The 23338-nt window shown below is 43.1% G+C and carries 19 protein-coding genes and 1 rRNA gene; 19 read left to right on the top strand and 1 reads right to left on the bottom strand.

Annotated elements, in window-relative coordinates:
* Nucleotides 1-397 precede the first annotated feature (397 nt).
* The 17 genes from ABIO93_RS14380 to ABIO93_RS14300 all read left to right on the top strand — a co-directional run bounded on the left by ABIO93_RS14380 (nt 398) and on the right by ABIO93_RS14300 (nt 19741).
* Complete coding sequence (locus ABIO93_RS14380) at nt 398-1819, top strand: anthranilate synthase component I family protein (protein ID WP_348068778.1); 1422 nt, start codon at nt 398-400, stop codon at nt 1817-1819.
* A 4-nt stretch (nt 1820-1823) separates the two neighbouring features.
* A complete protein-coding gene (locus ABIO93_RS14375; RefSeq protein WP_348068776.1) occupies nt 1824-2213 on the top strand; it encodes a tautomerase family protein in 390 nt (129 codons plus the stop codon).
* A gap of 22 nt (nt 2214-2235) precedes the next feature.
* Nucleotides 2236-2802 carry an aminodeoxychorismate/anthranilate synthase component II gene (locus tag ABIO93_RS14370; protein WP_348068774.1) on the top strand — a complete coding sequence of 189 codons (567 nt, stop codon included), beginning with the start codon at nt 2236-2238 and terminating at the stop codon, nt 2800-2802.
* A 69-nt stretch (nt 2803-2871) separates the two neighbouring features.
* Nucleotides 2872-3861 carry an anthranilate phosphoribosyltransferase gene (gene trpD / locus ABIO93_RS14365; RefSeq protein WP_348068772.1) on the top strand — a complete coding sequence of 330 codons (990 nt, stop codon included), beginning with the start codon at nt 2872-2874 and terminating at the stop codon, nt 3859-3861.
* Nucleotides 3862-3909: 48 nt separating this feature from the next.
* Nucleotides 3910-4728 carry an indole-3-glycerol phosphate synthase TrpC gene (trpC, locus tag ABIO93_RS14360; protein WP_348068770.1) on the top strand — a complete coding sequence of 273 codons (819 nt, stop codon included), beginning with the start codon at nt 3910-3912 and terminating at the stop codon, nt 4726-4728.
* Nucleotides 4725-5375 carry a phosphoribosylanthranilate isomerase gene (locus ABIO93_RS14355; protein ID WP_348068768.1) on the top strand — a complete coding sequence of 217 codons (651 nt, stop codon included), beginning with the start codon at nt 4725-4727 and terminating at the stop codon, nt 5373-5375. Before trpC ends, ABIO93_RS14355 begins: the two co-directional genes overlap by 4 nt.
* Nucleotides 5376-5380: 5 nt before the next feature.
* The gene (gene trpB, locus ABIO93_RS14350; RefSeq protein WP_348068766.1) at nt 5381-6580 is read left to right on the top strand and encodes a tryptophan synthase subunit beta; all 1200 of its coding nucleotides are present in this window, start codon (nt 5381-5383) and stop codon (nt 6578-6580) included.
* A gap of 25 nt (nt 6581-6605) precedes the next feature.
* The gene (locus tag ABIO93_RS14345; protein ID WP_348068764.1) at nt 6606-6806 is read left to right on the top strand and encodes a hypothetical protein; all 201 of its coding nucleotides are present in this window, start codon (nt 6606-6608) and stop codon (nt 6804-6806) included.
* 84 nt (nt 6807-6890) lie between these two features.
* Nucleotides 6891-7250: a Dabb family protein gene (locus ABIO93_RS14340; RefSeq protein WP_348068781.1), complete on the top strand. Its 360-nt coding sequence runs from the start codon at nt 6891-6893 to the stop codon at nt 7248-7250.
* Nucleotides 7247-8056 carry a tryptophan synthase subunit alpha gene (gene trpA / locus ABIO93_RS14335; protein ID WP_348068762.1) on the top strand — a complete coding sequence of 270 codons (810 nt, stop codon included), beginning with the start codon at nt 7247-7249 and terminating at the stop codon, nt 8054-8056. Before ABIO93_RS14340 ends, trpA begins: the two co-directional genes overlap by 4 nt.
* A gap of 75 nt (nt 8057-8131) precedes the next feature.
* A complete protein-coding gene (locus tag ABIO93_RS14330; RefSeq protein ID WP_348068760.1) occupies nt 8132-8878 on the top strand; it encodes a hypothetical protein in 747 nt (248 codons plus the stop codon).
* Nucleotides 8879-9066: 188 nt separating this feature from the next.
* A complete protein-coding gene (locus ABIO93_RS14325) occupies nt 9067-12387 on the top strand; it encodes a DUF4175 family protein (RefSeq protein WP_348068780.1) in 3321 nt (1106 codons plus the stop codon).
* A gap of 197 nt (nt 12388-12584) precedes the next feature.
* Complete coding sequence (gene ybeY / locus ABIO93_RS14320) at nt 12585-12998, top strand: rRNA maturation RNase YbeY (RefSeq protein WP_348068758.1); 414 nt, start codon at nt 12585-12587, stop codon at nt 12996-12998.
* A gap of 54 nt (nt 12999-13052) precedes the next feature.
* Complete coding sequence (gene mnmG / locus ABIO93_RS14315; RefSeq protein WP_348068755.1) at nt 13053-14915, top strand: tRNA uridine-5-carboxymethylaminomethyl(34) synthesis enzyme MnmG; 1863 nt, start codon at nt 13053-13055, stop codon at nt 14913-14915.
* Nucleotides 14915-15817 carry a class I SAM-dependent methyltransferase gene (locus tag ABIO93_RS14310; protein ID WP_348068753.1) on the top strand — a complete coding sequence of 301 codons (903 nt, stop codon included), beginning with the start codon at nt 14915-14917 and terminating at the stop codon, nt 15815-15817. Before mnmG ends, ABIO93_RS14310 begins: the two co-directional genes overlap by 1 nt.
* Nucleotides 15818-15821: 4 nt before the next feature.
* Nucleotides 15822-17495, top strand: a complete 1674-nt coding sequence (locus ABIO93_RS14305; protein ID WP_348068751.1) for an Ig-like domain-containing domain — start codon at nt 15822-15824, stop codon at nt 17493-17495.
* 437 nt (nt 17496-17932) lie between these two features.
* The gene (locus ABIO93_RS14300) at nt 17933-19741 is read left to right on the top strand and encodes a tetratricopeptide repeat protein (protein WP_348068749.1); all 1809 of its coding nucleotides are present in this window, start codon (nt 17933-17935) and stop codon (nt 19739-19741) included.
* 139 nt (nt 19742-19880) lie between these two features.
* Here ABIO93_RS14300 and thrC read toward each other — a convergent pair whose 3' ends face one another.
* On the bottom strand, nt 19881-21179 hold the full coding sequence (gene thrC, locus ABIO93_RS14295) for a threonine synthase (protein WP_348068747.1): 1299 nt from the start codon (nt 21177-21179) through the stop codon (nt 19881-19883).
* 198 nt (nt 21180-21377) lie between these two features.
* On the opposite strand from thrC, the gene pruA reads away from it, so the two are divergent.
* On the top strand, nt 21378-23009 hold the full coding sequence (gene pruA, locus ABIO93_RS14290; RefSeq protein WP_348068745.1) for an L-glutamate gamma-semialdehyde dehydrogenase: 1632 nt from the start codon (nt 21378-21380) through the stop codon (nt 23007-23009).
* Nucleotides 23010-23264: 255 nt separating this feature from the next.
* Nucleotides 23265-23338 (top strand): 16S ribosomal RNA (locus tag ABIO93_RS14285); the annotation flags it as partial.

Raw genomic sequence — 23338 nt, 5'->3', positions numbered from 1 at the left:
CCGATGATACTTGGATCAAACCTGGTAAAGTAGGTAGTCGCCACAATACCATTAAAAACGCCGTCCTGATAAGGGATGGCGTTTTTGCGTTTAATCAAAGCACAATCGATCAGAATGCGGAGTCAATATTTGTCGAACTGAAAGTTTTTAGATAAAATTTTGACTATAAAATGAAATCAAAATTTCTTTTTATATATTTGTCACCTGAAATGTCATAACGGCATATTATTCAATTTATGAAATACGCATTCAATACAATCTGGTGGTGGCGTGCACGTCTTAAAAAGATGGACGAGTAGGCTATTGCGTTGTATAAATAAAAAATATACTTACCACACGGCTCGCTGTTCATTCAACAGCGAGCCGTTTTTTTTGTGCACATTATAAAAATTTTACCATGAATACATTGAACAAAACCTTCCCAATAACAACCCGCCACAAAAAGCTTCTGGCTGACACACTCACGCCAGTATCTATCTATTTGAAACTCAGAGACCGCTTCGTCAACACCATTTTGCTGGAAAGCTCTGATTATCATGGTAACGAAAACTCATTTACGTATATCTGCTGTGACCCCGTTGCTTTCTTCAAGCTGAACAACGGAGCTGTCACGCAGAAGTTTCCGGACGGTGAAGAAGTCAACTTCATCCTGTCCAATTCAAAAGATGCTGTCCAGACTTTGTATGCATTTGCACAAAGTTTTGAATCTGAAAAAAGCAGTTTCCCATTCATTACTAATGGCTTATTTGGCCATATGACGTACGATGCTGTTAGCTATTTCGAAGATATTGAGATTCAACCTGCCAATCCGGAAACTGAAATCGATCAAATCTTTTACCAGGTTTACCGATATGTAATTGCTATCAACCATTTCAAAAACGAGCTTTACATATTTGAACATCAATATGGAGAGACGAAAGAGGATAGTGGTTTCGAGCAAATTGAAATTCTAATCAAAAACAGGAATTTCCCTAAGTATGGATTTCAGATCGTTTCAGATGAAACATCTAACGTGACGGACGACGAAATGCGGAAAGTGATTCAGAAAGGGATCGATCACTGCCTTCGCGGTGATGTTTTCCAGATCGTACCTTCTAGGAGATTCAGCCGCGAATTTCAAGGTGATGAGTTCAATGTTTACCGTGCATTACGTTCGATTAATCCTTCGCCTTATCTGTTTTATTTCGATTATGGAAGCTATAAGATCTTCGGCTCTTCGCCTGAAAAGCAAATATTCATTAAAAACGGACAGGCTGAAATTCATCCGATCGCTGGTACTTTCAGAAGAACCGGGGATGATCAAGCCGACGCAGAAGCTGCGCAGAACCTTTTAAATGACCCGAAAGAAACCGCTGAGCACGTGATGCTGGTAGATCTGGCACGAAATGACCTAAGCAGAAGTTGTGACGCTGTAAAAGTCACGAATTACAAGGAGGTCCAGTACTACTCCCACGTGATACATTTGGTATCCAAAGTGGTCGGAACTATGAATAAGGGCGTGAATCCGTTGCAATTAGTTGCCGATACTTTTCCGGCCGGCACACTTTCCGGAGCACCAAAGCACAATGCCATGAAACTCATCGATCAGATGGAAACCAGCAACAGGAGCATTTACGGTGGCGCTATCGGTTTTATGGATTTCAATGGTGATTTTAATCATGCGATCGCGATACGTACCTTCCTGAGCAAGGACAATACATTGTTTTACAGGGCCGGAATGGGCGTTGTGGCAAAATCCAATGTAGAGAGCGAGTTACAGGAAATAAACAGCAAACTGGCAGCGCTACGTCTGGCCATTCAGGTTGCAGGAGACATTTAAGCCGATGGCACAAATTAAAATATACGGTCACACATCTTTCCTTCATCCAATCAGGCGGGCGTTCTCTGACATACTGCATAGCTGCATTGTTGACGCTTTTCAATATCCCGAAAACAAAAGAGCTCACCGGTTCTTTTACTTGGATGAAGGTGATTTTTACTATCCCGCGGGACGAACCAGCCAATACACGATCATCGAAATCTCTATGTTCGAGGGACGTTCCATTGAGGCAAAAAAGGCGTTGTACCAACTTATATTTTCACGTATGGAACAGAAATTGGCTATTTCTCCCAACGATATCGAGATCACATTGACAGAAACTCCCTTGCACAACTGGGGAATCCGTGGAAAATCCGGAGACGATCTCGTCCTTAATTATAACTTAGCTGTATAATAACCCTGAAATTATAGTTAAAATGAAAATTCTTGTTTTAGATAATTACGACTCTTTCACCTATAACCTCGTGTACATTCTTCGTGAATTGCATGACCAGGTGGATATTGTCAGAAACGATAAAATAGCCCTCGAGGACGTTGGAAAATATGATAAAATCTTGCTCTCTCCCGGGCCTGGCATTCCTTCTGAGGCCGGAATTATGCATGATGTAATCCGTGAATATGGTCCTAGTAAGAGTATTCTGGGGATTTGTCTCGGCCATCAGGGCATAGGAGAAGTGTACGGTGCTACCTTGGAAAATATGACTGATGTCTTGCATGGCATTAGCGACACCGCATTGGTTATAGATCCATCAGAGCGTATTTTCAGGGGATTGCCTCGCGAAATCAAAGTGGGACGGTATCATTCCTGGACTGTTATTCCTGAGACATTCACCGACGATCTGACCATTACGGCCCTAGACGAAAAAGGCAGGGTAATGGGTCTTTCTCACAAAAAATATGATGTAAAAGGCTTACAATTTCACCCCGAATCGGTGTTAACAGAACACGGAAAAGAAATGTTACAAAACTGGCTTTCGATCTAAGACTTGATATCCTAATCATTTTTTGAATACAGAAACCCGTTGTTTGTTAATTAAGTTATTGCAGTCATCATGAAACACATTCTTAGCCATCTTTTTGAATATAAAGCTTTAAGTAAAGAACAGTCCAAAGACGTTCTCATTGGTATCAGCACCGGTAAATACTCCAATTCTGAAATTGCCGCTTTCCTGACCATTTATGCCATGCGCAGCATAACCGTGGAAGAGCTGGAAGGCTTCCGGGATGCAATGCTTGAACTTTGCCTGGCTGTAGATTTATCGGCCTACGACCCGATCGATGTTTGCGGAACGGGAGGGGATGGCAAGGATACATTCAATATTTCAACATTATCTTGTTTTGTGGTGGCTGGTGCGGGGCAAAAGGTCGCCAAGCACGGAAACCACGGTGTCTCGTCATTATGTGGCTCATCGACCGTTCTGGAATATTTGGGGGCTAAATTTACGAATGACAAAGATTACCTCGAACGGAAGATCAATGAAGCCGGAGTTTGCTTTTTACACGCTCCTTTGTTTCACCCGGCGATGAAGAATGTAGCTCCGGTGCGCCGTGAATTGGGCGTCAAAACTTTTTTCAATATGTTGGGTCCGATGGTCAATCCGGTATCTCCCAAAAAACAGCTTGTAGGGGTTTTCAGTCTTGAATTAGCGCGTCTTTTTGCTTATCTTTACCAACAGACGGATAAACAATTTTTGGTTCTTCACGCATTAGACGGATACGACGAAGTGTCATTGACAGGAGCTTTTAAAATCATAACGGCTCATTCTGAGCAAATCCTTACTCCCGCTCATTTAGGGTTACAAACTTTGCGCGCCGATGAGTTATCAGGAGGTAAAACCGTCGAGGATTCTGCGAAAATTTTCATGAATGTATTGAATAACACTGCCACATCTGCACAGAAACAGGCTGTACTGGCCAATGCTGCCTTAGCATTGTATTGTGCCAACCCTGGCTCTTCCCTGGAAGATTCGGTAGCGGCAGCGAGGGAGTCGCTTGATAGCGGAAAGGCATTAAGAAGTTTTAAAACGCTGATTGAAGAATAGGCCGGACTAACACCATTGAAATAATATTTGAAGATATCGGAATAGTAGATGAATATTTTAGAAAAAATTATTGCCCGCAAGCAAACAGAGATAAGCGAGTCAAAAAAACATAAATCGGTTTCCGCCCTGGAAAATGAGAGTTTGTTCTCGCGCAAAACTATTTCGTTAGCTAGGGCCCTAAGATCCGCTTCATCTCCCCAGATCATTTCAGAATTTAAAAGAAAATCTCCTTCCAAAGGCATCATTAATGATCAGGTACTCCCTGAAAATGTAACATTGGATTATGTCAACGCGGGTGCAGTAGGGTTATCTGTGCTGACTGATACGGATTTCTTTGGCGGATCTTTTGATGATTTCCTGAAAGCCAGGGAAGCCAATCCGGGTATTCCTATGCTGCGTAAAGACTTCATTGTGGATGAGTATCAGCTTTACGAGGCAAAATCCATTGGCGCGGATGTGATATTATTGATCGCTGCCTGCCTGAAACCTTCCGAAGTCTCGGCTCTTAGTAAAAAGGCACACGAGCTTGGCATGGAAGTATTACTGGAAGTGCATAATGCCGGGGAACTGGCAGAGAGCATCGGCGAACACATTGATATTGTGGGGGTTAATAACCGGAACCTCAAAACCTTCGAAACATCCATTGAAACTTCTATAAGCCTGAGCGAACTGATCCCGGCTTCTTTTGTTAAGATATCAGAAAGCGGCCTGAAAGATGCTGATACCATTATTAAATTGTATCAACACGGCTATAAAGGCTTTTTGATTGGTGAAACATTTATGAAAACTGCAAATCCCGGAGCCGCACTTGCTGATTTGCAACAAGACTTAACTCAACACAGTAATCTAAATCCACTGGTTCTATGAAAATAAAAGTTTGCGGACTGCGCCAGCAAGACAACATTGAGAAAGTGGTTGCATTACAACCTAACTTTATTGGGTTTATTTTCTACGAAAAATCACCCCGTTTTGCAGGAGAAGAATTAAGTGAAGAATACGTCAAAAGCATCCCTCAAAATATTAAGAAGGTAGGGGTTTTTGTCAATGCGAATCCCGGGCACATTCTGAACATGGTCAAAAAATATGACCTGCAATATGTTCAGCTGCACGGAAATGAAATGCCTGACAGTTGCCGCAGCATCCGCCAGAAAGGAGTGAATGTCATTAAGGCGTTCTCTATCGACGAGCAGTTTAATTTTGCAATGCTTAATAACTACAAATCTTTCTGCGACCTCTTTCTGTTTGATACAAAAGGAGATAATCCCGGGGGTAACGGAGTCGCATTTGATTGGAGATTATTAAAGAAATACGACAACGAAAAACCATTTCTCCTCAGCGGGGGCATTGATCTGGATAACATTGATGAGATCATTGCGTTGTCTAAAACACTCCCTATTTACGGTATTGATGTGAACAGTAAGTTCGAAACCGAACCAGGTATTAAGGACATTGCCAAGCTGGAAGAACTATTTAGTTTAATTCGTGTAAAAGAGAAAGAAGAGGCGGAAGCTTAATTATTATGGAAGCAATAGCAGAAAAGAATTCCTACCAGGTTGATAACCGTGGTTATTACGGAAGTTTTGGCGGTGCATTTATTCCCGAAATGCTTTATCCTAATGTCGAGGAGCTACGTGAAAACTATCTTCAGATCATTGCAGATCCTTCTTTTCAAAAAGAATTCAACGATCTTTTAAAAAACTACGTGGGCCGTCCAACGCCCCTTTACAGGGCAAACCGGCTTTCAGAAAAATATAAAACCAATATCTTCTTAAAAAGAGAAGACTTATGCCATACAGGCGCACACAAGGTCAATAACACCATTGGGCAGATACTAATGGCTCAACGACTTGGAAAGAAGCGCATAGTCGCTGAAACCGGTGCTGGTCAGCATGGTGTAGCTACGGCTACTGTTTGTGCTTTAATGGATCTTGAATGCATTGTGTACATGGGTTCTCTGGACATTGAACGCCAGGCACCTAACGTGGCTCGAATGAAGATGCTGGGAGCAGAAGTAAGACCTGCTACCTGCGGATCAAGAACCCTTAAAGATGCTACCAATGAGGCCATGCGCCACTGGATCAATAATCCGGTCGATACGCATTATATCATCGGATCAGTAGTAGGGCCGCATCCGTATCCTGATATGGTTGCCCGTTTTCAGTCTGTTATTTCTGAGGAAATAAGATGGCAACTAAATGAGCAAACCGGTAAAGAAACACCTGATTATGTGATTGCTTGTGTTGGAGGGGGAAGTAATGCTGCCGGTGCATTTTATCATTTTCTGGACGAAGAAAACGTGAAACTGGTAGCCGTAGAAGCTGCTGGCCTGGGCTTAACATCCGGTCATTCCGCTGCTACCACTGCGCTGGGGAAACCGGGTGTACTGCACGGAAGCCGCACGATACTAATGCAAACAGAAGACGGACAGGTTGTAGAACCTTTTTCAATTTCTGCGGGACTCGATTATCCGGGAATTGGTCCTCAGCACGCATATCTGTACGACAGCGGTCGCGGGATTTTTATGTCCGCTACGGATGAAGAAGCTGTTCAGGCTGCTTTTGAACTGACTCGTTATGAAGGCATTATACCTGCACTGGAATCCTCCCACGCATTGGCAATACTGGGCAGACTCGGTGCTTCCGCTGACGAAACAGTAGTACTGAACCTTTCCGGCCGCGGTGACAAGGATATGGCTACTTATATGAAGTATATCGATTAATTTTTCACCCGATCATTAACATCACATGGCAACACTAACATTACCAGAGGTTTTCGACCTGCGCCTGAAAATTCAGGAATTGGAAGGAAAGGTAAATTCAGGGGAGCTGTCTCTATTCGAGAGATGCGACCTGGAAGATGAAATTCTTGAATTAAAAGAAAAACTGGGCGAGTTCGACCGGTTGAAATTTAGCGACGAAGGCGAATGTATTAATTGCTCCGCCTAGTAAACCATTATCTCATTTCAGGGCTTTCCATTTATAATCCGTAATCCAAATCACATGAATTTAAAGCTTCTTTTGTTTGCCGGTATGCTCCTTTTTGGATCAATGGCATTTGTTTCACCCCAAAATACAACTTCTAAGAAAATGTTACGTCACGTTGTCCTGTTCAAATTTAAAGACTCCGCAACTCCGGCACAGATTAAAGAAGTTGAGGATGCCTTCAAAAAGGTTCCTACTAAGATCAAGGAAGTGAAAGGGTTTGAGTGGGGTATCAATAACAGCCCCGAAGGATTATCGCAAGGCTTCACCCATGCGTTCTTCGTTAGCTTCGACAGCGAGGCGGCACGTGAAATATACCTGCCTCATCCCGACCACAAAGCATTTGTAAAAGTTCTGGAACCACATCTGGACAAAGTATTGGTGATAGATTACTGGACACAGGAATGAACCGAATTGTAAGTCTTTTTAAGAATTTCAAGGCCGAAGGCGACAGTAACGGACTGCTTAATGTGTATTTCACAGCAGGTTTTCCGGAGCTGAACGATACCATGCGCGTTCTTCGGGCATTACAGGATGGCGGTGCTGACCTGGTTGAGATCGGTATGCCTTATTCTGATCCCGTTGCAGACGGAGAAACCATTCAAAAAAGCAATGATCAGGCTCTCGAGAACGGAATGTCTGTGAAAATCCTTTTTGAACAGCTGCAGAATATGCGCGAAACCATTTCGGTTCCCGTTTTGCTGATGGGTTATATCAATCCGGTGTTGCAATTCGGAATTGAAAATTTCTGCCGCAAATGTGCTGAAACAGGGGTGGATGGACTGATTTTACCAGACATGCCAATGGATGTGTACCTCAATGAGTACAAATCCATATTCGATACCTACGGACTACTGAACATATTCCTGGTAACGCCACAAACATCAGAAGCGCGCATACGCCAGATCGACGAGGTAAGTGAGGGTTTCATCTATACCGTTTCCTCCGCAAGCGTCACAGGCTCTAAAAGTGGGGTTAGTACGGATATGGAGTCCTATTTCGAACGTCTGGATTCAATGAAATTAAAGAATGAGCGATTGATCGGCTTCGGGATTAAAGATCATGCAACTTTTAAAATGGCATCCAGCCACGCCGCCGGCGCCATTATCGGCAGCGCCTTTATCCGGGTTTTGCAGGAAAGTACCGATCTCGAACAAGACATTAAATCTTTTGTAAGAGAGGTCAAAAATTATCCCGAAACCATCGAGGCTTAATATTCAAGAATTTTCTTCTGGCATCAATTTTATACAAACAACTCCTCAACGGGTTGTTTGTTTTTTTATAAAGTTATGATGCATATACTATCCAGAATCGTCTTCCTGCTATTGCTTTGCACCAATGCGGCACCGCTCTTCGCTCAGCTTCGTCTGGATCTGGAAGGTGGCGTAGTATTCGGGACGAATTACAATAAAGTGCGTATCCCAAACGCAGGAGGCACATTGGTGAACCTTGCTCAGCAGCTTGAAATCAGCCCGAAAGCATTCTATCGGATCAGAGCAGGCTATACTTTCGCCAAAAGGCACAACATTTCGGCATTATATGCCCCACTTACCGTCCGATACAATGGTTCGTTCCGGGAAAATGTGAATTTCAATGGCATTCTCTTTCCAATTGGCCAACATACCTCCGTATTTTACAAATTCAATTCCTACCGGTTAACGTATCGGTACGACTTCATATCCAATGCAAGGTGGATGCTGGGCGCGGGTCTGACAGCCAAGGTCAGAGACGCTGATGTTCGCTTTAAAAATGAGTCTAATGACACGCATTTCGACAATATTGGCTTTGTCCCGCTGATTAATTTTTACGCGTCGTACAAGCCCTCTTATCGCTGGAATTTTATTCTGGAAGGTGATGCGCTTACGGCCAAGGCAGGAAGGGCAGAGGATATTTTTGCCGGAGTTGCTTATCAGGTTAATCCCAGGTTCGGTATCAAGCTGGGCTACCGCGTGGTAGAGGGCGGAGCGGATACAGACGACATTTATACTTTCAACTGGATCAACTATGCCTCGGCCGGGGTATTACTTTCCCTTTAGAACCCTTAAGTGCCAAAATTACAGTCTGCGCAAAACCAATTTTCAGGTTATAGAGAGTATAATTTGACTAAATTTCATTATATTTCTTCGTTTGAAGCGTATGTGAGCAATTGGTAATTTTTAATTCCCGCATACGTTATAATCCCACAGTTATAACGAGGTCACATATGGCACCTTTCACTCCGGCAATGGAAGGCCTGTTGCTACGCATACAGGAATACCGTCAGAAATATTATCAGAACCAGTTGCTCAAAGGCATAATCCTTTCGATCGCCTTGCTGCTGACTGTGTTTCTGTTTTTCAATACCATTGAATATTTCGGACGGTTCAGTTCCGTAGTCCGGGGAATGCTTTTCTTTGGCTTTCTTGCTGTTTTGGTTTTTACATTTTTTCAATGGGTTATACAGCCACTGATTCATTTGTACGGGCTCAAAAAACCATTATCTGACGAGGATGCCGCCTTGCAGATCGGTTCTTATTTTCCTGAAATAGGGGACAAACTGATTAATACATTGCAGCTCAGGAGTTTATCGGGAACCCAATCTGATCTGATAGAAGCCAGTATAAAGCAAAAATCCGGGCAGCTGTTGATCGTGCGGTTTTCCGATGCAATCCGTTTCAATGAAAACCGCAAACGCATTAAGTACGCTGTTTATCCTCTGGCAGCCATTGCAGCGATATTACTTTTCAATCCGTCGTTTTTCTCTTCCAGTTCCGACCGCATCATTCATTTTCAGAAAAATTACACCTACGCCCCATTCTCTTTTGTACTGGAAAATAAGAGTTTGAAAGCCTTTCGAAATGAAGATTTTACATTGAAATTAGCGTTGAAAGGTGAAGCACTACCCAGTGCTGTGTATCTGGTACAGAATGGCTCACGGTTCAAACTAACCCACGAAGGATCGCGCAACTTCTCCTATACATTCAAAAATTTACAACGCAATGTCGCATTCTCGTTCGACGCAGCTGGTTATGCTTCCGACGAATATAAGATTACAGTTAATGAGAGACCTTCCTTGTTATCATTTGATGTAAACCTGCATTACCCATCGTATCTGAACAAACCTTCTGAGGGCCTGAGTAATGTTGGGAATTTGTCGGTTCCGGAGGGTACTACCATTGAATGGGACTTTAATACTTCGTCAACCAAATCTCTTTCCATCCGTTTTGAAAACGATTCGGCGCTTTATAAAGCTAAGGAAAGCAATGGAGAGCATTTCCAGATCCGTCGCGCAGTTCGCCGCTCCTCTCAATATCAGGTTTCTTTGAAAAATGATGAAACCACCAATGCGGATAAAATTGGCTACTATATCAATGTGATACCTGACAAATTTCCGGTACTTAACCTAGAAAATTTCCAAGATACTACGCTTTATAACTACCTGGTATTGGGCGGCTCCATCAGCGACGACTATGGTTTCTCGCAGCTGAAAATGTTTTATTCTGTAAAAAGGGCCAATGAGGATAAACCTTCCCAACCAAAAGGTATTCCAATTCCTTTCAACAAAACCGTCAATACCCAAAGCTTTTTCTTTCAATGGTACGTAGACAGCCTCAAACTGGCTCCCGGAGATAAAATTGAGTACTATGCCCAGGTATGGGACAATGATGGCGTGAATGGCGCAAAAAGCGCCCGCTCGCGGTCCATTCAATTTACATTACCATCCAAAGATCAGCTGGAAGCGGAAATAAAAAAATCGGAACAGGAAACTGAAAACCAAATGCAGTCGGCCATGAAAAAGGCGCAAAGCATTCAGAAGGACCTGGATAATCTCGATAACCGACTGAAAACCAACAAGGAACTTGACTTTAAAGAACAGAAACAAATAGAGGAGGTATTGCGGAAGCGTGAGGAGCTGATGAAGGAACTGCAGGCTTTGCAGGAAAAGAACCAGAATGCGAATGAAAAGGCAAAACAGTTTAACCAGCAAAGCCCCGAGTTGCAAAGCAAGCTCGACCAGCTGCAAAAGCTGATGGATGAACTAATGGACAAGGATACCGACAAGCTGTACAAAGAGCTGAAAAAGCTTCTTGAACAAAAGCAAAGCGAACGCATGTCCAGCCTGATGGAAAAACTGCGTAACAAGGAGAATAACCTTGAAAAAGAACTGGAGCGTACCATGAAGCTCCTGAAGCAAATGCAAATGGAGCAGAAAATGGAAAATCTGGCAGAAAAGCTCGACGACCTTGCTGAGAAGGAGGAGACATTGGCAGACAAATCCCAGGAAAACGAAAAGAACAAAAGCCCCGACGATAAGAAGGGCAAGAACGACGGCTTGAAAAAAGAGCAGGAAGATATTCAAGGAGAGTTTAAGAAAGCCCAGGAGAATATGAAGGAGGTCGAAGAAATGGGTGAGGAACTTGAACAGCCTATTGATTCGCAGAAGGAAGAGCAAAAAAATGCTTCTGAGCAAATGGAACAGAGTAAGGAGCAGCTTGACAAGCAACAGAACTCAAAAGCTTCTGAGTCGCAGAAAAAGGCGGCTAAATCAATGAAAAAAATGTCGCAGTCGATGTCCGAACAAATGGAGGCTGCGGAGATGGAGCAAATGCAGGAGAACCTGGACGCGCTCAGGGATATTCTGGAAAACCTGATCACGCTATCTTTTGACCAGGAAACATTGATGAAAGATTTCAGAGGTGTCAGTCTTCAGGATCCAAGATTTATCAAGCTCGGCCAGCAGCAATTGAAATTGAAAGACGATGCCAAAATTGTGGAGGACAGTCTCTATGCCCTGGCAGGTCGCGTGGTACAGATCCAGTCGTTCATCACCCGCGAGTTGAATGACATGAAATTGTACATGGATGAAAGCGTGAAGAGCATTAAAGACAGACAGATCAATGTCGCCACATCGAAGCAGCAATTTTCAATGACGTCCATGAACAACCTGGCGCTTATGCTCAGCGATGTATTTAACCAGATGCAGCAGCAAATGGCGATGGCAATGCCGGGTTCAGGAAAAGGTAAGAAGGGCAAGCAAAAAGGCGAACAGCAGGGCATGGGCGAAATGCAGGAAAAATTGAACGGACAGATCAAGCAGCTAGGACAGGGCAAAGAGGGGCAGGGAAATAATTCAGAACAACTGGCGCGTATGGCCGCGCAGCAAGCCGCAATCCGTAAAATGATACAGGATCTCATGGAGTCTCAGAAAGGGACGGAGGTAGGCAAGCAAATGGGCAAGGAGCTCCAGGAGATTTCCGAAAAAATGGATGAAACTGAAACCGACCTCGTCAACAAGCGGGTTACCCCTGAACTGATCAAGCGCAACCAGGAAATTACAACCAGGCTCTTGGAATCCGAAAAGGCGATGAAGGAGCAGGATGAGGATGAGCAGCGCAAGGCACAAAGCGCAAAACAGCTGCCGCGCCAACCGCCTGCAGCATTTGAAAAATACATCCGGGAAAAAGAAAAGCAGACCGAATTACTGCGGACTATCCCGCCTACATTCTCTCCATTTTACAAAAGGGAGGTGGACACTTACTTCCGCAAATACCAGGCTAAGAACTGATCACCCGTTGATTTTGTTGGAATATGCAGCAAACGGCTTTAACACTTTTTATGACAGAGTTGTTACTAGCTGTTTGCTGTTGAATGTTATCTTAACAAGATACTTAGTATGTTTGTAAATTATTTACCATCAAACATTTAAATGTAGAGAGGGTTATTATTGGCTAAAATGATAGTCCTCCGGCAGTTCCGATAAGCATGCTTAATTTCTTCTTAGAAGACGTCGATTTCGACTTACCTCGTCCGCTCAAAACCAAAAAATGGATCAAAAATACCTCAAAATCAGAGGGTTACGAAATATCTGATCTGAATTACATTTTTTGTTCCGACGAATATCTTTTAGAAATCAATAAACAGTACCTGGATCACGACTATTTCACGGACATCATTACGTTTGACAATAGTGAGGAAGACAATGTACTGGAAGGTGACATCTACATTAGTGTAGACAGGGTGAAGGAGAATGCGGAGACGTTTCACGCTGATTTTGAAATCGAAATGCGTCGTGTACTGGTACACGGCTTGCTTCATCTGATGGGTTACGAAGATTCGGATGAAAGTCTGAAAAAAGCAATGAGGGCCAAAGAGGACGAGTACCTTATCCAATTCTAGTTAAATTTCCACGTGGAACACTTTAATTAAAGTGGTTTAATAAGTGAACAAATTATGTTTCAAGAATATGATGTAATAGTGGTAGGAGCGGGCCACGCGGGATGTGAGGCAGCCGCGGCTGCAGCGACAATGGGCTCCTCTGTACTGCTGATTACAATGAACATGCATACCATCGCACAGATGTCCTGCAACCCTGCAATGGGTGGTGTCGCGAAAGGACAGATCGTTCGTGAGATCGACGCGCTCGGAGGACAGTCTGGTATTGTCAGCGATAAAACAATGATCCAGTTCCGGATGCTTAATCTTTCCAAAGGCCCTGCCATGTGGAGCCCGAGATGCCAAAGCGACCGCGTGTTATTTGCCCAGGAGTGGAGGAACATTTTAGAGAGGAATCCAAATGTTGATTTCTGGCAAGACACCGCCAAAGGAATCATTGTTGAAGACGGAAAAGCATGTGGCGTGACGACCAGTCTCGGCATAGAGATCCGATCAAAATCAGTGGTACTTACCAATGGTACATTTCTAAATGGACTCATCCATATCGGTGAGAAAAATTTTGGAGGCGGGCGTACCGGCGAAAAATCTGCTACCGGAATTACAGAGCAACTGGTAACATTGGGCTTCGAATCAGGTCGCATGAAAACCGGAACACCTCCGCGTGTGGACGGACGCTCACTCGACTATTCCAAAATGGAAGAACAACCGGGCGATGAAATACCAGCCAAATTTTCATACACAGATACCAAGCCTCTCGCTAAACAAAGAAGCTGCTGGATCACCTACACCAATTCGGAAGTACACGAGGTACTTCGCACTGGTTTTGAAAAATCCCCCATGTTCTCCGGCAGGATCAAGGGCATTGGGCCGAGGTACTGTCCTTCTGTTGAAGACAAGATCAATCGTTTCGCTGATAAGGATCGTCACCAGATTTTCGTAGAACCGGAAGGGTGGGACACTGTGGAGGTATATGTAAATGGTTTCTCTACTTCACTTCCCGAGGACGTCCAATTCGCTGCCTTGAGAAAAATACCTGGATTCGAAAACGCCAAAATGTTTCGCCCGGGCTACGCGATCGAGTACGACTATTTCCCACCGACACAGCTTAAATCGACACTGGAAACGCATCTGATCAAAAACCTCTTTTTTGCAGGACAGATCAATGGTACGACAGGATACGAGGAAGCCGCTTGCCAGGGTTTGATGGCCGGTATCAATGCGCATAGAAATGTGAACGAATTACCCCCCTTTGTTCTTAAAAGATCTGAGGCATACATCGGAGTTCTGATCGATGATCTGATCAATAAAGGCACGGAAGAACCGTACCGGATGTTCACTTCCCGTGCTGAGTACCGCACACTTCTTCGCCAGGATAACGCAGATATCAGACTTACGCAAAAGGGCCACGAGATTGGTCTGGCCAGTGAAGAGCGCCTGCAAAACGTACTTAAAAAGCAGCAGGAGGTTAACGACATCATTACCACATTCGCTGCGACGAAAATCACTCCGGACGAAATCAATCCTTTGCTCGAAAGCATCGGAACTGCATTGATCCGTGAAAAAATGCTATTAGCGCAACTGTTGAAACGACCTCAGATATCTATCGCCCAATTGTCAGGCGCTAATGAAACGGTGGCATCCCTGCTCGAAAATTTCAGTCCGGATTCTATTATGCAAGCGGAAATCAATCTCAAATATGACAGCTACATTGAGAAAGAAATGCTGCTTGTTGAGAAGATGAACAAACTTGAAAACCTGGGCATCATTGAAAATTTCAACTACGATGTAGTCACATCACTATCATACGAAGGCCGTGAGAAATTGAAACGCACACGTCCTTCTACCATCGGTCAAGCCTCCCGCATCAGCGGTGTTAGCCCATCCGACATCTCAGTATTAATGCTCTTTATAGGACGATAATGTCATTAGAAACGCTTGAAAATTGCCCGGTTTGTAACAAATCCAGTTTCAGTAATTACCTGAATGTGGAAGATTATACCGTTTCGCACCGGGAATTTACTATACAACAATGCAACTCCTGCTACTTTTTATTTACCAATCCACGGCCACCCGAGGAAGAAATAGGCGCCTACTACCAATCGCAGGACTACATTTCACATCATGATGACGCGAAGGATGTGATGAGTAAAATATACACATCTGTTCGCGATTACACCATTGGTCAGAAAGTCAAAATGATCAATGCACTGTCTTCCAAAAAAGGAGTATTACTCGATATTGGATGCGGTACAGGCAACTTCGTGGATGCAATCAAAGAGGATGGATGGAAAGTGTTTGGTACTGAGCCTGATTCAGGAGCAAGAGAAGTGGCTTCAAAAAGGGTAGGAGCAAGCGTGTTTCAAAACATTCAAACCGCCGAATTACAGGATAAAAAATTCGATGTCATTACGCTTTGGCACGTATTAGAACATGTACATCAGCTAAATGAAACCCTCGGATGGCTAACAACACATCTTACTGAAAACGGTACGATGATCATCGCAGTACCTAATCCTCAGTCATTTGACGCATTGAAATACGGGAGGTTTTGGGCTGCATACGATGTTCCGCGTCACCTGTATCATTTCACAAAAGGAAGCATGAAACAGCTCGTCGAAAAGCATCATATGTACATTGAAAAGATATTGCCAATGTGGTTCGATTCGTTTTATGTAGGCATGTTAAGTACCAAATACAAAGGCAAAAAAATCAATCTGGTCGATAGTGTCCGGACCGGTATTGTATCTAATTGGAAAGGCAAATCGGACAGCAGCGAAACACTGAATACATCCAGTCTTATTTACGTCATTAACAAAAAATAAAACCTTGAAAACATCAAATCAGCCCTCAATACGCCCCGATGTATTGGGGGCTTTTTACATTACCCGTGCTATGATCAAGACCCTTGCAGTGGCTATTATTTGCTTGTTAATATTCGGTCGCTGTGCCCAGGAAGTAGTACCAACAGGCGGAAAGAAAGACTCCATTCCGCCCAATCTTGTGGAAAGCAATCCACTTAACAAGACGCTTAATTTTAAAGGCAGAAAGATCGAATTGTTCTTCGACGAATATGTGGTCGTAGATAACATTAACCAGAAACTGATCATTACACCCGAAGCCGATAATCCATACTCTTACAAACAAAATGGAATGTCGGTGTTGCTCACATTCAAAAATGAATTCAAAGACAGTACTACATTCACATTGAATTTCGGCGATGCAATCAAAGATTTTGCTGAGAAAAACCCAGCCAAAAACCTAAAACTTGTTTTCAGCACGTCCGGTACGCTTGACTCTGCGCGGGTATACGGAACCCTGAAAGATATTAAAACCAACAAGCCAATTTTTGACGCACTGGTAGGGCTATATAATGTCACAGACACCTTAAATATCGCCAAACAGAAGCCTTACTACTTTTCAAGAACTGATAGTAGCGGCATTTTTTCCATTGAAAATATTCAAAGCAGAGAATACAAACTCATCGCTATTGATGACAAGAACAGGAACATGCTTTTCAACGCGAAGGATGAGCGAATGGGTTTTCTTAGTAAGCCTATCAAGGCAGGATCGGACTCCGCATCTTATAACTTAACGATGTTTCTCTCTGATAATACTTTGTTAAAAATACAGCGAACCATTCCCCGGGTCAACAATTATTCGGTCGTTTTTAGCAAGCCAATCGAGAAAGTGAATGTTACATTCATGAATAAAGACACACTACCGTACTTGCTGGAAAATGGAGCAGCACTCAAATTTTTCAATGTACAGCCACATCCTGACTCCACATTGGTAAAACTTTCAGTAACAGATTCACTGGGTACGATAACAGATTTTGAGCAGAAAGTAGCTTTTCAAGCGCCTCGGGGAAAGGAAAGACAGAAGGATCCGTTGACGTTAACTACGATGCCAGAATCCAACAAACCGCTCACCAATACATTCACTTACAGACTGATTTTGAACAAACCCGTACAATTCATAGATGACCAAAATATCACATTGATCACGGACAGTTTAACGCACGAGCCGCTGAATGCATTTAAATACGAGTGGAACACAAACCATAATATCCTGACGGTTTCTGCTAAATCATTCGCGAAAGACACCGTTAAATGGGATTTACCGAAAGGGTCTATTATCAGTGTGGAAGGCGATACATTATCCAAAATGCTACTGAGGCACCCTATTTTAAAAGAGGAAGATTACGGCCAGATCAAAGGCTCAGTCGTGAATGCTGATACATCTATGCGCTTCATTGTAGAACTGGTAGACGAGCAATACAAAACTTTTGAATCAGTGTACAGTTCTCCCTACACATTCAGACATATTCCTCAAGGAAAATACTATCTGCGGATCGTCATTGATAAGAATAGGAACAGAAGGTGGGATACGGGGCAACTGGATAAAGACTTGCAGCCTGAACCCATCTATTATATGCCGGATAAGATACTTCTGAAGGCCAATTTCGAGCTGAACGACGTCAATATTACCATTCCTAAATAAAATCTGTTGATTTCTTATGCACTTTGTGTGGATAACTATGTTAATAACCCTGAAATTTTGTTCATAAGCATCACTAAATTGTTAACAACGCTGTGGATAAACCGGGTTTTGTGTGGATAAAAAATCCATTCCGATTGAAACGTGGACAACTAACATCTAATCGGGAGTTAACAGTACGTTGATCCACTTTAGAAATTGTGGATAACAAAAATACGTAGCTGAAGGGGCTTACCAACATTCGTATGTGTACAGATAAATTCATAACTTGTATTTCAGCCACTTAAATGTTGATATTTAAAAAAGCCTCAGTGGATAACTCTCAATACTTATACACATTATGTTGATAAGTATGTTAATCTACAGTGGATAAACTAATTATCCCCATATCCACAGCCCTAGAGAATAATAATAACTAAAGACAAATTTTTTTTTCTATTATGAAAAAGGTTTCGAGTTGGGTTATGATGTGGTTTATTCTTTCCGGGGCGGCGGCGGCGGGCCAGAGCGAGAAGGAGATGGCCGAGGAGTATTTCAAGAACGGTGACTGCCCGAAAGCGCTTACCTATTACAATGCATTGCTTAAATCATCATTCGAAAAGATATCCCTGAAAAACTATACGAGCTGTATAGTCAAAACCAAAGCCTGGGGGGATGCTGAGCAGTTCTATAAAAAACAGATCAAGAATGATGCAGCCAATGCAAGCTGGTACTTTCTTTATTGGGGAGTACTGTTAGAGGCGCAGGGAAAGACCCAGGAGGCTTCCAAAAAGAACGAGCAGGCCGTAGCCGCCTCGGGCGCGAGAATCGAACTGAAACGAGATTTGGCGGACGAATTCCGTTCCATTAACCAATCTGAATGGGCGAAAAATATACTTCTGGAAGCAAGGGTATCTTCGAAACGAAACGACCTGTTTCAGCTGGAACTGGCGAGTGTGTACCGGGATTTGAATGACCCTGAAAAAATGATCGATGAGCTGCTTTCTTATGGCATGCGGTATCAAAATACCGAGGTGGTACAGAACATGCTTCAAGACTTCACCAAGGACGAGAAGGAGCAGACATTATTGGAGAAGGTTCTTTACGACAAGATCCAGAAGTTTCCCAATGAAGGTTTTTATAATGAGTTGCTGATCTGGTACCAGATCCAGCGGAAGGATTTTTACAAAGCATTTATCCAGGAAAGATCGCTGGACAAGCGTTTCAAGCACAACGGATCGCGGCTTTATAACCTGGGAATGCTGGCCTTGCAGAACCTGGATTACAATAATGCCGGCACTATATTCGACCATTTGGTGAAAGAGTATCCCAAAGGCCAGCTGTATCCGGTTGCCCGACGAATGGCGATTTTTGCCAGGGAAGAGCAGGTGAAGAATACCTATCCCGTCAAAAGAAGCGAGGTGCACAAGCTATTGGGACAGTACCAGCAGCTTGTGGATGAGTTGGGCGTCAATGTAAGGACGATAGAGGCATTGCGGAATATGGCAATTCTTAATGCCTTTTATATGGACGATTTCAAAAAGGCAATTGAAATACTTCAGATGGCCATTGAAGCGGGCAAGCAGGAAAAGAATTTCGTAGATAAATGTAAACTCGACCTGGGAGATATTTACCTTTTGCAAGGTGAGCCCTGGGAAGCTACATTGGTTTATTCACAAGTTGAAAAATCTCAGAAGGACGATTTGCTCGGGTATGAAGCAAAACTGCGCAATGCTAAGCTTCATTATTTTAAAGGGGAATTTGTGCTGGCGAAAGCGGTACTGGATATTTTGAAGAAAGCGACTTCCAGGGAGATCGCAAATGACGCCAACGAGCTTTCGCTACTGATCATGGATAACACCGGATTGGATAGTAACGAGTCGGCTATGAAGGAATATTCGGCAGTGGAGTTGTTGCTTTTTCAAAACAAGAAATTTCAGGCCATTGATTCTTTAAAACATCTTTACCAAAAATATCAAAACCATAGCCTTTCAGATGAAATCCTCTGGCTTACTGCAAAGACCTACATGAAGCTGGATAGTAACCAGCAGGCGATGGAAGATCTGAAATTGTTGTACTCTAAATATAGCCATGACATTTACGGTGATGATGCCTTGTATGCGATGGCCAAACTGTATCAGGAAAAATTGAACAGCAAGGATCAGGCGATGAAGTTGTATCAGGAACTAATGGAAAAATATCCGGGAAGTATTTTTGTAGCTGAGTCTCGAAAACGGTTCAGAATTTTGAGGGGCGACGTGATTAACTAGAAAATTCGATACACAGTAAGAAGGGGTCAGAAGCACACAGCTTTTGACCCCTTTTACATTTAGTTATTCGTGACTTAGCTAAGGTTCTGATTGAATACGCAATTCTCCGGCGTTACAGATCGAAAAAATATCGATTTAATTAACTCATTAGTAGTGCTTTAAACTCGGTAAAGTCAGCATTAATTTTTACCGACTCTTTTTCAATTGAAAGCAAAGATTTCAGCCTTTCGGGTATTTCGATGCTTTTTCCCAATGTTTCTTCGACCAGGTCGATAAATTTGGCTGGATGAGCAGTGGAAAGGAAGACGCCCGTGAAATTGCTCTTATTTTTTTTACGGTACTCCTGCAGGCCGCGGTAGGCGACGGCGGTATGAGGACACATGACATAATTTGCATTACCGTAAACTTCCCGCATCGCTTTCTGAGTTTGCTCATCAGTAAAATAAAAACCGGAAATTTTTTCAGTCACCGATTTCCAGTCATCATTGAAAAATCTTTTCAAGCGAACGAAGTTACTTGGGCTGCCCACATCCATAGCATTGGAAATTGTTTCGATGGAAGGAGCGGGGTCGTAGCTGCCAGTTTCCAAATACCGGGGTACTGCATTGTTAAGGTTGGTAGCGGCAACGAAATGTTCAACTGGCAGTCCCATGCGGTAGGCGAGCAATCCGGCACTCAGATTTCCGAAGTTTCCGCTTGGTACCGAAAATACAATGGGCCTGCCTAATTTTTTGAGCTGGGCATAGGCAGCGAAAAAATAAAATGACTGCGGTATTAGCCTGGCTATATTGATGGAGTTGGCAGAAGCCAGATTGAATTTTTGATTGAGCTCAGGATCAAGAAAAGCCTCCTTAACGAGACGTTGGCAGTCATCGAAAGTTCCGGCAACTTCAAGCGCAGTAACATTATATCCTAGTGTAGTAAGTTGCTTCTCCTGAATGTCACTCACCTTGCCACTCGGATAAAGGATTGTGACTGAAATGCCTGGTATTTTATAAAATCCCTGAGCGACCGCGCCACCCGTGTCTCCCGAGGTAGCTACCAATATTTTAATTTCTTTCTTGGAACGAAGCAAAAAGTATGACATGATTGCAGCCATAAATCTTGCCCCAAAGTCCTTAAAAGCCATCGATGGGCCATGAAAAAGCTCTAATACGTAGTCATCAGGAGTAATCTTGACGATAGGAGCTTCGAAATCATAGGCATTATCAATGATGGTTTCAATTTCACTTCTTGTAATTTCGCCTTCAAATAATGTGCTCGTTATTTCAATTGCAATTTCTTTGAATGTCCTGTTTTCAATGTCCGCTAGAAATTCTTCGGAAATTGCGGGAATATGTTCAGGCATATATAAGCCATTATCCGGAGGCAAACTATGAAAGATAGCTCCTTCCAGAGAGGCTTTCAAACTTGCAGTTTTGGTACTGTAAAATATCATTTTAATAGAAATATGAGCCAAAAATTGGGAGCGCAAATTTAAGGAAAATACCAGCTAGTAAGTTATTTTAAAGACCTTTAATTGGATTTCTTAGGAGATCTGCTATACGAAATAAGAGCTAATGTCAGATTTTGGCATTGTAAGCAAATTTTTTTGTTAGTATTAACAGCCACTCGGACAACAAAACAAACCATAAAGATGTCAATAGGTATTTTCAATGTGCCGGCAGTAAAAAATGAGCCGGTCAAAAATTACGGACCGGGAAGTCCGGAAAAAATTCAACTGAAAAAAGCCATCGCAGAGGCAAGATCAAAAGTGATCGATATCCCACAATATATAGGTGGCGAAGAAATATATTCACAGAAGAAAAAGCCTATCACACCACCACACGATCACCAGCATGTCCTGGGTTATTTCCATGAAGGTGATAAGGAAGATGTAAAGAAGGCGATTGGTGCTGCGCTGGATGCGCGAAGCAAATGGGCCTCATTGAACTGGGAGCAACGCGCTGCGATTTTCCTGAAAGCTGCTGACCTGCTTGCCGGGCCTTACCGAGCAGAGATCAACGCTGCAACCATGCTGGGCCAATCCAAAAATGCTTACCAGGCGGAGATCGATTCTGCTTGTGAGATCATTGATTTCCTTAGGCTCAATGTGAATTTCATGAGAGAAATTTACGAACAGCAGCCAATTTCATCTGACGGCGTCTGGAACCGTATGGAGTATCGACCATTGGAGGGATTTGTATTCGCGGTAACACCGTTCAATTTTACCGCCATTGCAGGGAATTTGCCGGCTGCTCCTGCTTTGATGGGTAATGTGGTGCTTTGGAAGCCTGCTTTTACGCAGGTTTATTCTGCCAATGTCATTATGAAGGCTTTCAAAGAAGCTGGGTTACCTGCCGGTGTTATCAATATGATCCTCGTAGATGGTCCTGTGGCAGGAGAAGTCATTTTTAAACATCGTGATTTTGCCGGAGTCCATTTTACAGGCAGTACCAAGGTTTTTCAGACGATATGGAAAATGATAGGCGACAATATTTCGCTTTACAAATCCTTTCCAAGAATAGTAGGGGAAACAGGTGGAAAGGATTTTGTTCTAGCTCATCAATCTGCGGATCCTAAAGCATTGGCAACCGGTTTGGTACGGGGCGCATTTGAGTATCAGGGACAAAAATGTTCTGCTGCATCCAGGGCCTACATTCCGTCTAATCTTTGGGAAGAAGTGAAGAACTTGATGATCAAGGATCTGGCCGAAATCAAGATGGGCGGTGTTGAAGACTTTTCCAATTTTGTCAATGCGGTCATTGACGAAAAGTCCTTTGACAAAATTGCTACCTATATAGAAGGAGCGAAAAGTAGTGGGGATGCAGAAATTGTCGTTGGAGGAGGGTTTGACAAAAGCAAAGGGTACTTTGTTCAGCCAACAGTGATCAAAGCCTCTAAAAGCAATTATATTACTCTTTGCGAAGAAATTTTTGGGCCGGTGCTGACTGTATATATATATGATGCGGACAAGTTTGAAGAAATCATTCCAATTATAGATAACACCTCGCCCTATGCACTTACCGGTGCAGTGTTCGCAACAGACCGGTATGCGATCCAATACGCGACGGAACATTTAGTGAATGCTGCGGGCAACTTTTACATTAATGATAAGCCAACAGGTGCGGTAGTAGGGCAGCAGCCATTCGGTGGTGCCCGGGCTTCCGGTACGAATGATAAGGCAGGGTCAGTTTTAAATTTGCTAAGGTGGGTATCTCCAAGAGCAATTAAAGAGACACTGGTTTCTCCTGTTGACTACAAATATCCCTTCGTTTTGGAGGAGTAATTGTATAATGCTTGTGAAATATTTAAATAGTTAAAGAACTTTAACAAAATTGAAGATTTTTTTGGCCCATAGTTCGCAACTGTAAAATCTTTTTCTACCTTTGCAATCCCAATCGCAGACGGCGAAAGAGAAAAGAGAGAAAGAAAGTCTGATTGGCTCTGTTCTTTGACATGATGAGATAAACTAAGAGAGTAAGAAATACTCGTTTAAGAAGATTCGATCCTTCCTTAACGGGAAGAGGTCACAACAAAATTTACAATGGAGAGTTTGATCCTGGCTCAGGATGAACGCTAGCGGCAGGCTTAATACATGCAAGGCGAGGGGGCAGC

The sequence above is a fragment of the Dyadobacter sp. genome (assembly GCF_039919315.1).
GTDB lineage: Bacteria > Bacteroidota > Bacteroidia > Cytophagales > Spirosomataceae > Dyadobacter.
Note: the sequence above shows the minus strand (reverse complement) of the source record. Positions and strands in the feature narration are given on the sequence as shown.

Excerpts from the sequence above, each read along its gene's own strand:
- ABIO93_RS14380 (WP_348068778.1), top strand. The coding sequence starts at position 398 with ATGAATACATTGAACAAAACCTTCCCAATAACAACCCGCCACAAAAAG.
- ABIO93_RS14375 (WP_348068776.1), top strand. The coding sequence starts at position 1,824 with ATGGCACAAATTAAAATATACGGTCACACATCTTTCCTTCATCCAATC.
- ABIO93_RS14370 (WP_348068774.1), top strand. The coding sequence starts at position 2,236 with ATGAAAATTCTTGTTTTAGATAATTACGACTCTTTCACCTATAACCTC.
- trpD (WP_348068772.1), top strand. The coding sequence starts at position 2,872 with ATGAAACACATTCTTAGCCATCTTTTTGAATATAAAGCTTTAAGTAAA.
- trpC (WP_348068770.1), top strand. The coding sequence starts at position 3,910 with ATGAATATTTTAGAAAAAATTATTGCCCGCAAGCAAACAGAGATAAGC.
- ABIO93_RS14355 (WP_348068768.1), top strand. The coding sequence starts at position 4,725 with ATGAAAATAAAAGTTTGCGGACTGCGCCAGCAAGACAACATTGAGAAA.
- trpB (WP_348068766.1), top strand. The coding sequence starts at position 5,381 with ATGGAAGCAATAGCAGAAAAGAATTCCTACCAGGTTGATAACCGTGGT.
- ABIO93_RS14345 (WP_348068764.1), top strand. The coding sequence starts at position 6,606 with ATGGCAACACTAACATTACCAGAGGTTTTCGACCTGCGCCTGAAAATT.
- ABIO93_RS14340 (WP_348068781.1), top strand. The coding sequence starts at position 6,891 with ATGCTCCTTTTTGGATCAATGGCATTTGTTTCACCCCAAAATACAACT.
- trpA (WP_348068762.1), top strand. The coding sequence starts at position 7,247 with ATGAACCGAATTGTAAGTCTTTTTAAGAATTTCAAGGCCGAAGGCGAC.
- ABIO93_RS14330 (WP_348068760.1), top strand. The coding sequence starts at position 8,132 with ATGATGCATATACTATCCAGAATCGTCTTCCTGCTATTGCTTTGCACC.
- ABIO93_RS14325 (WP_348068780.1), top strand. The coding sequence starts at position 9,067 with ATGGAAGGCCTGTTGCTACGCATACAGGAATACCGTCAGAAATATTAT.
- ybeY (WP_348068758.1), top strand. The coding sequence starts at position 12,585 with ATGCTTAATTTCTTCTTAGAAGACGTCGATTTCGACTTACCTCGTCCG.
- mnmG (WP_348068755.1), top strand. The coding sequence starts at position 13,053 with ATGTTTCAAGAATATGATGTAATAGTGGTAGGAGCGGGCCACGCGGGA.
- ABIO93_RS14310 (WP_348068753.1), top strand. The coding sequence starts at position 14,915 with ATGTCATTAGAAACGCTTGAAAATTGCCCGGTTTGTAACAAATCCAGT.
- ABIO93_RS14300 (WP_348068749.1), top strand. The coding sequence starts at position 17,933 with ATGAAAAAGGTTTCGAGTTGGGTTATGATGTGGTTTATTCTTTCCGGG.
- thrC (WP_348068747.1), bottom strand. The coding sequence starts at position 21,179 with ATGATATTTTACAGTACCAAAACTGCAAGTTTGAAAGCCTCTCTGGAA.
- pruA (WP_348068745.1), top strand. The coding sequence starts at position 21,378 with ATGTCAATAGGTATTTTCAATGTGCCGGCAGTAAAAAATGAGCCGGTC.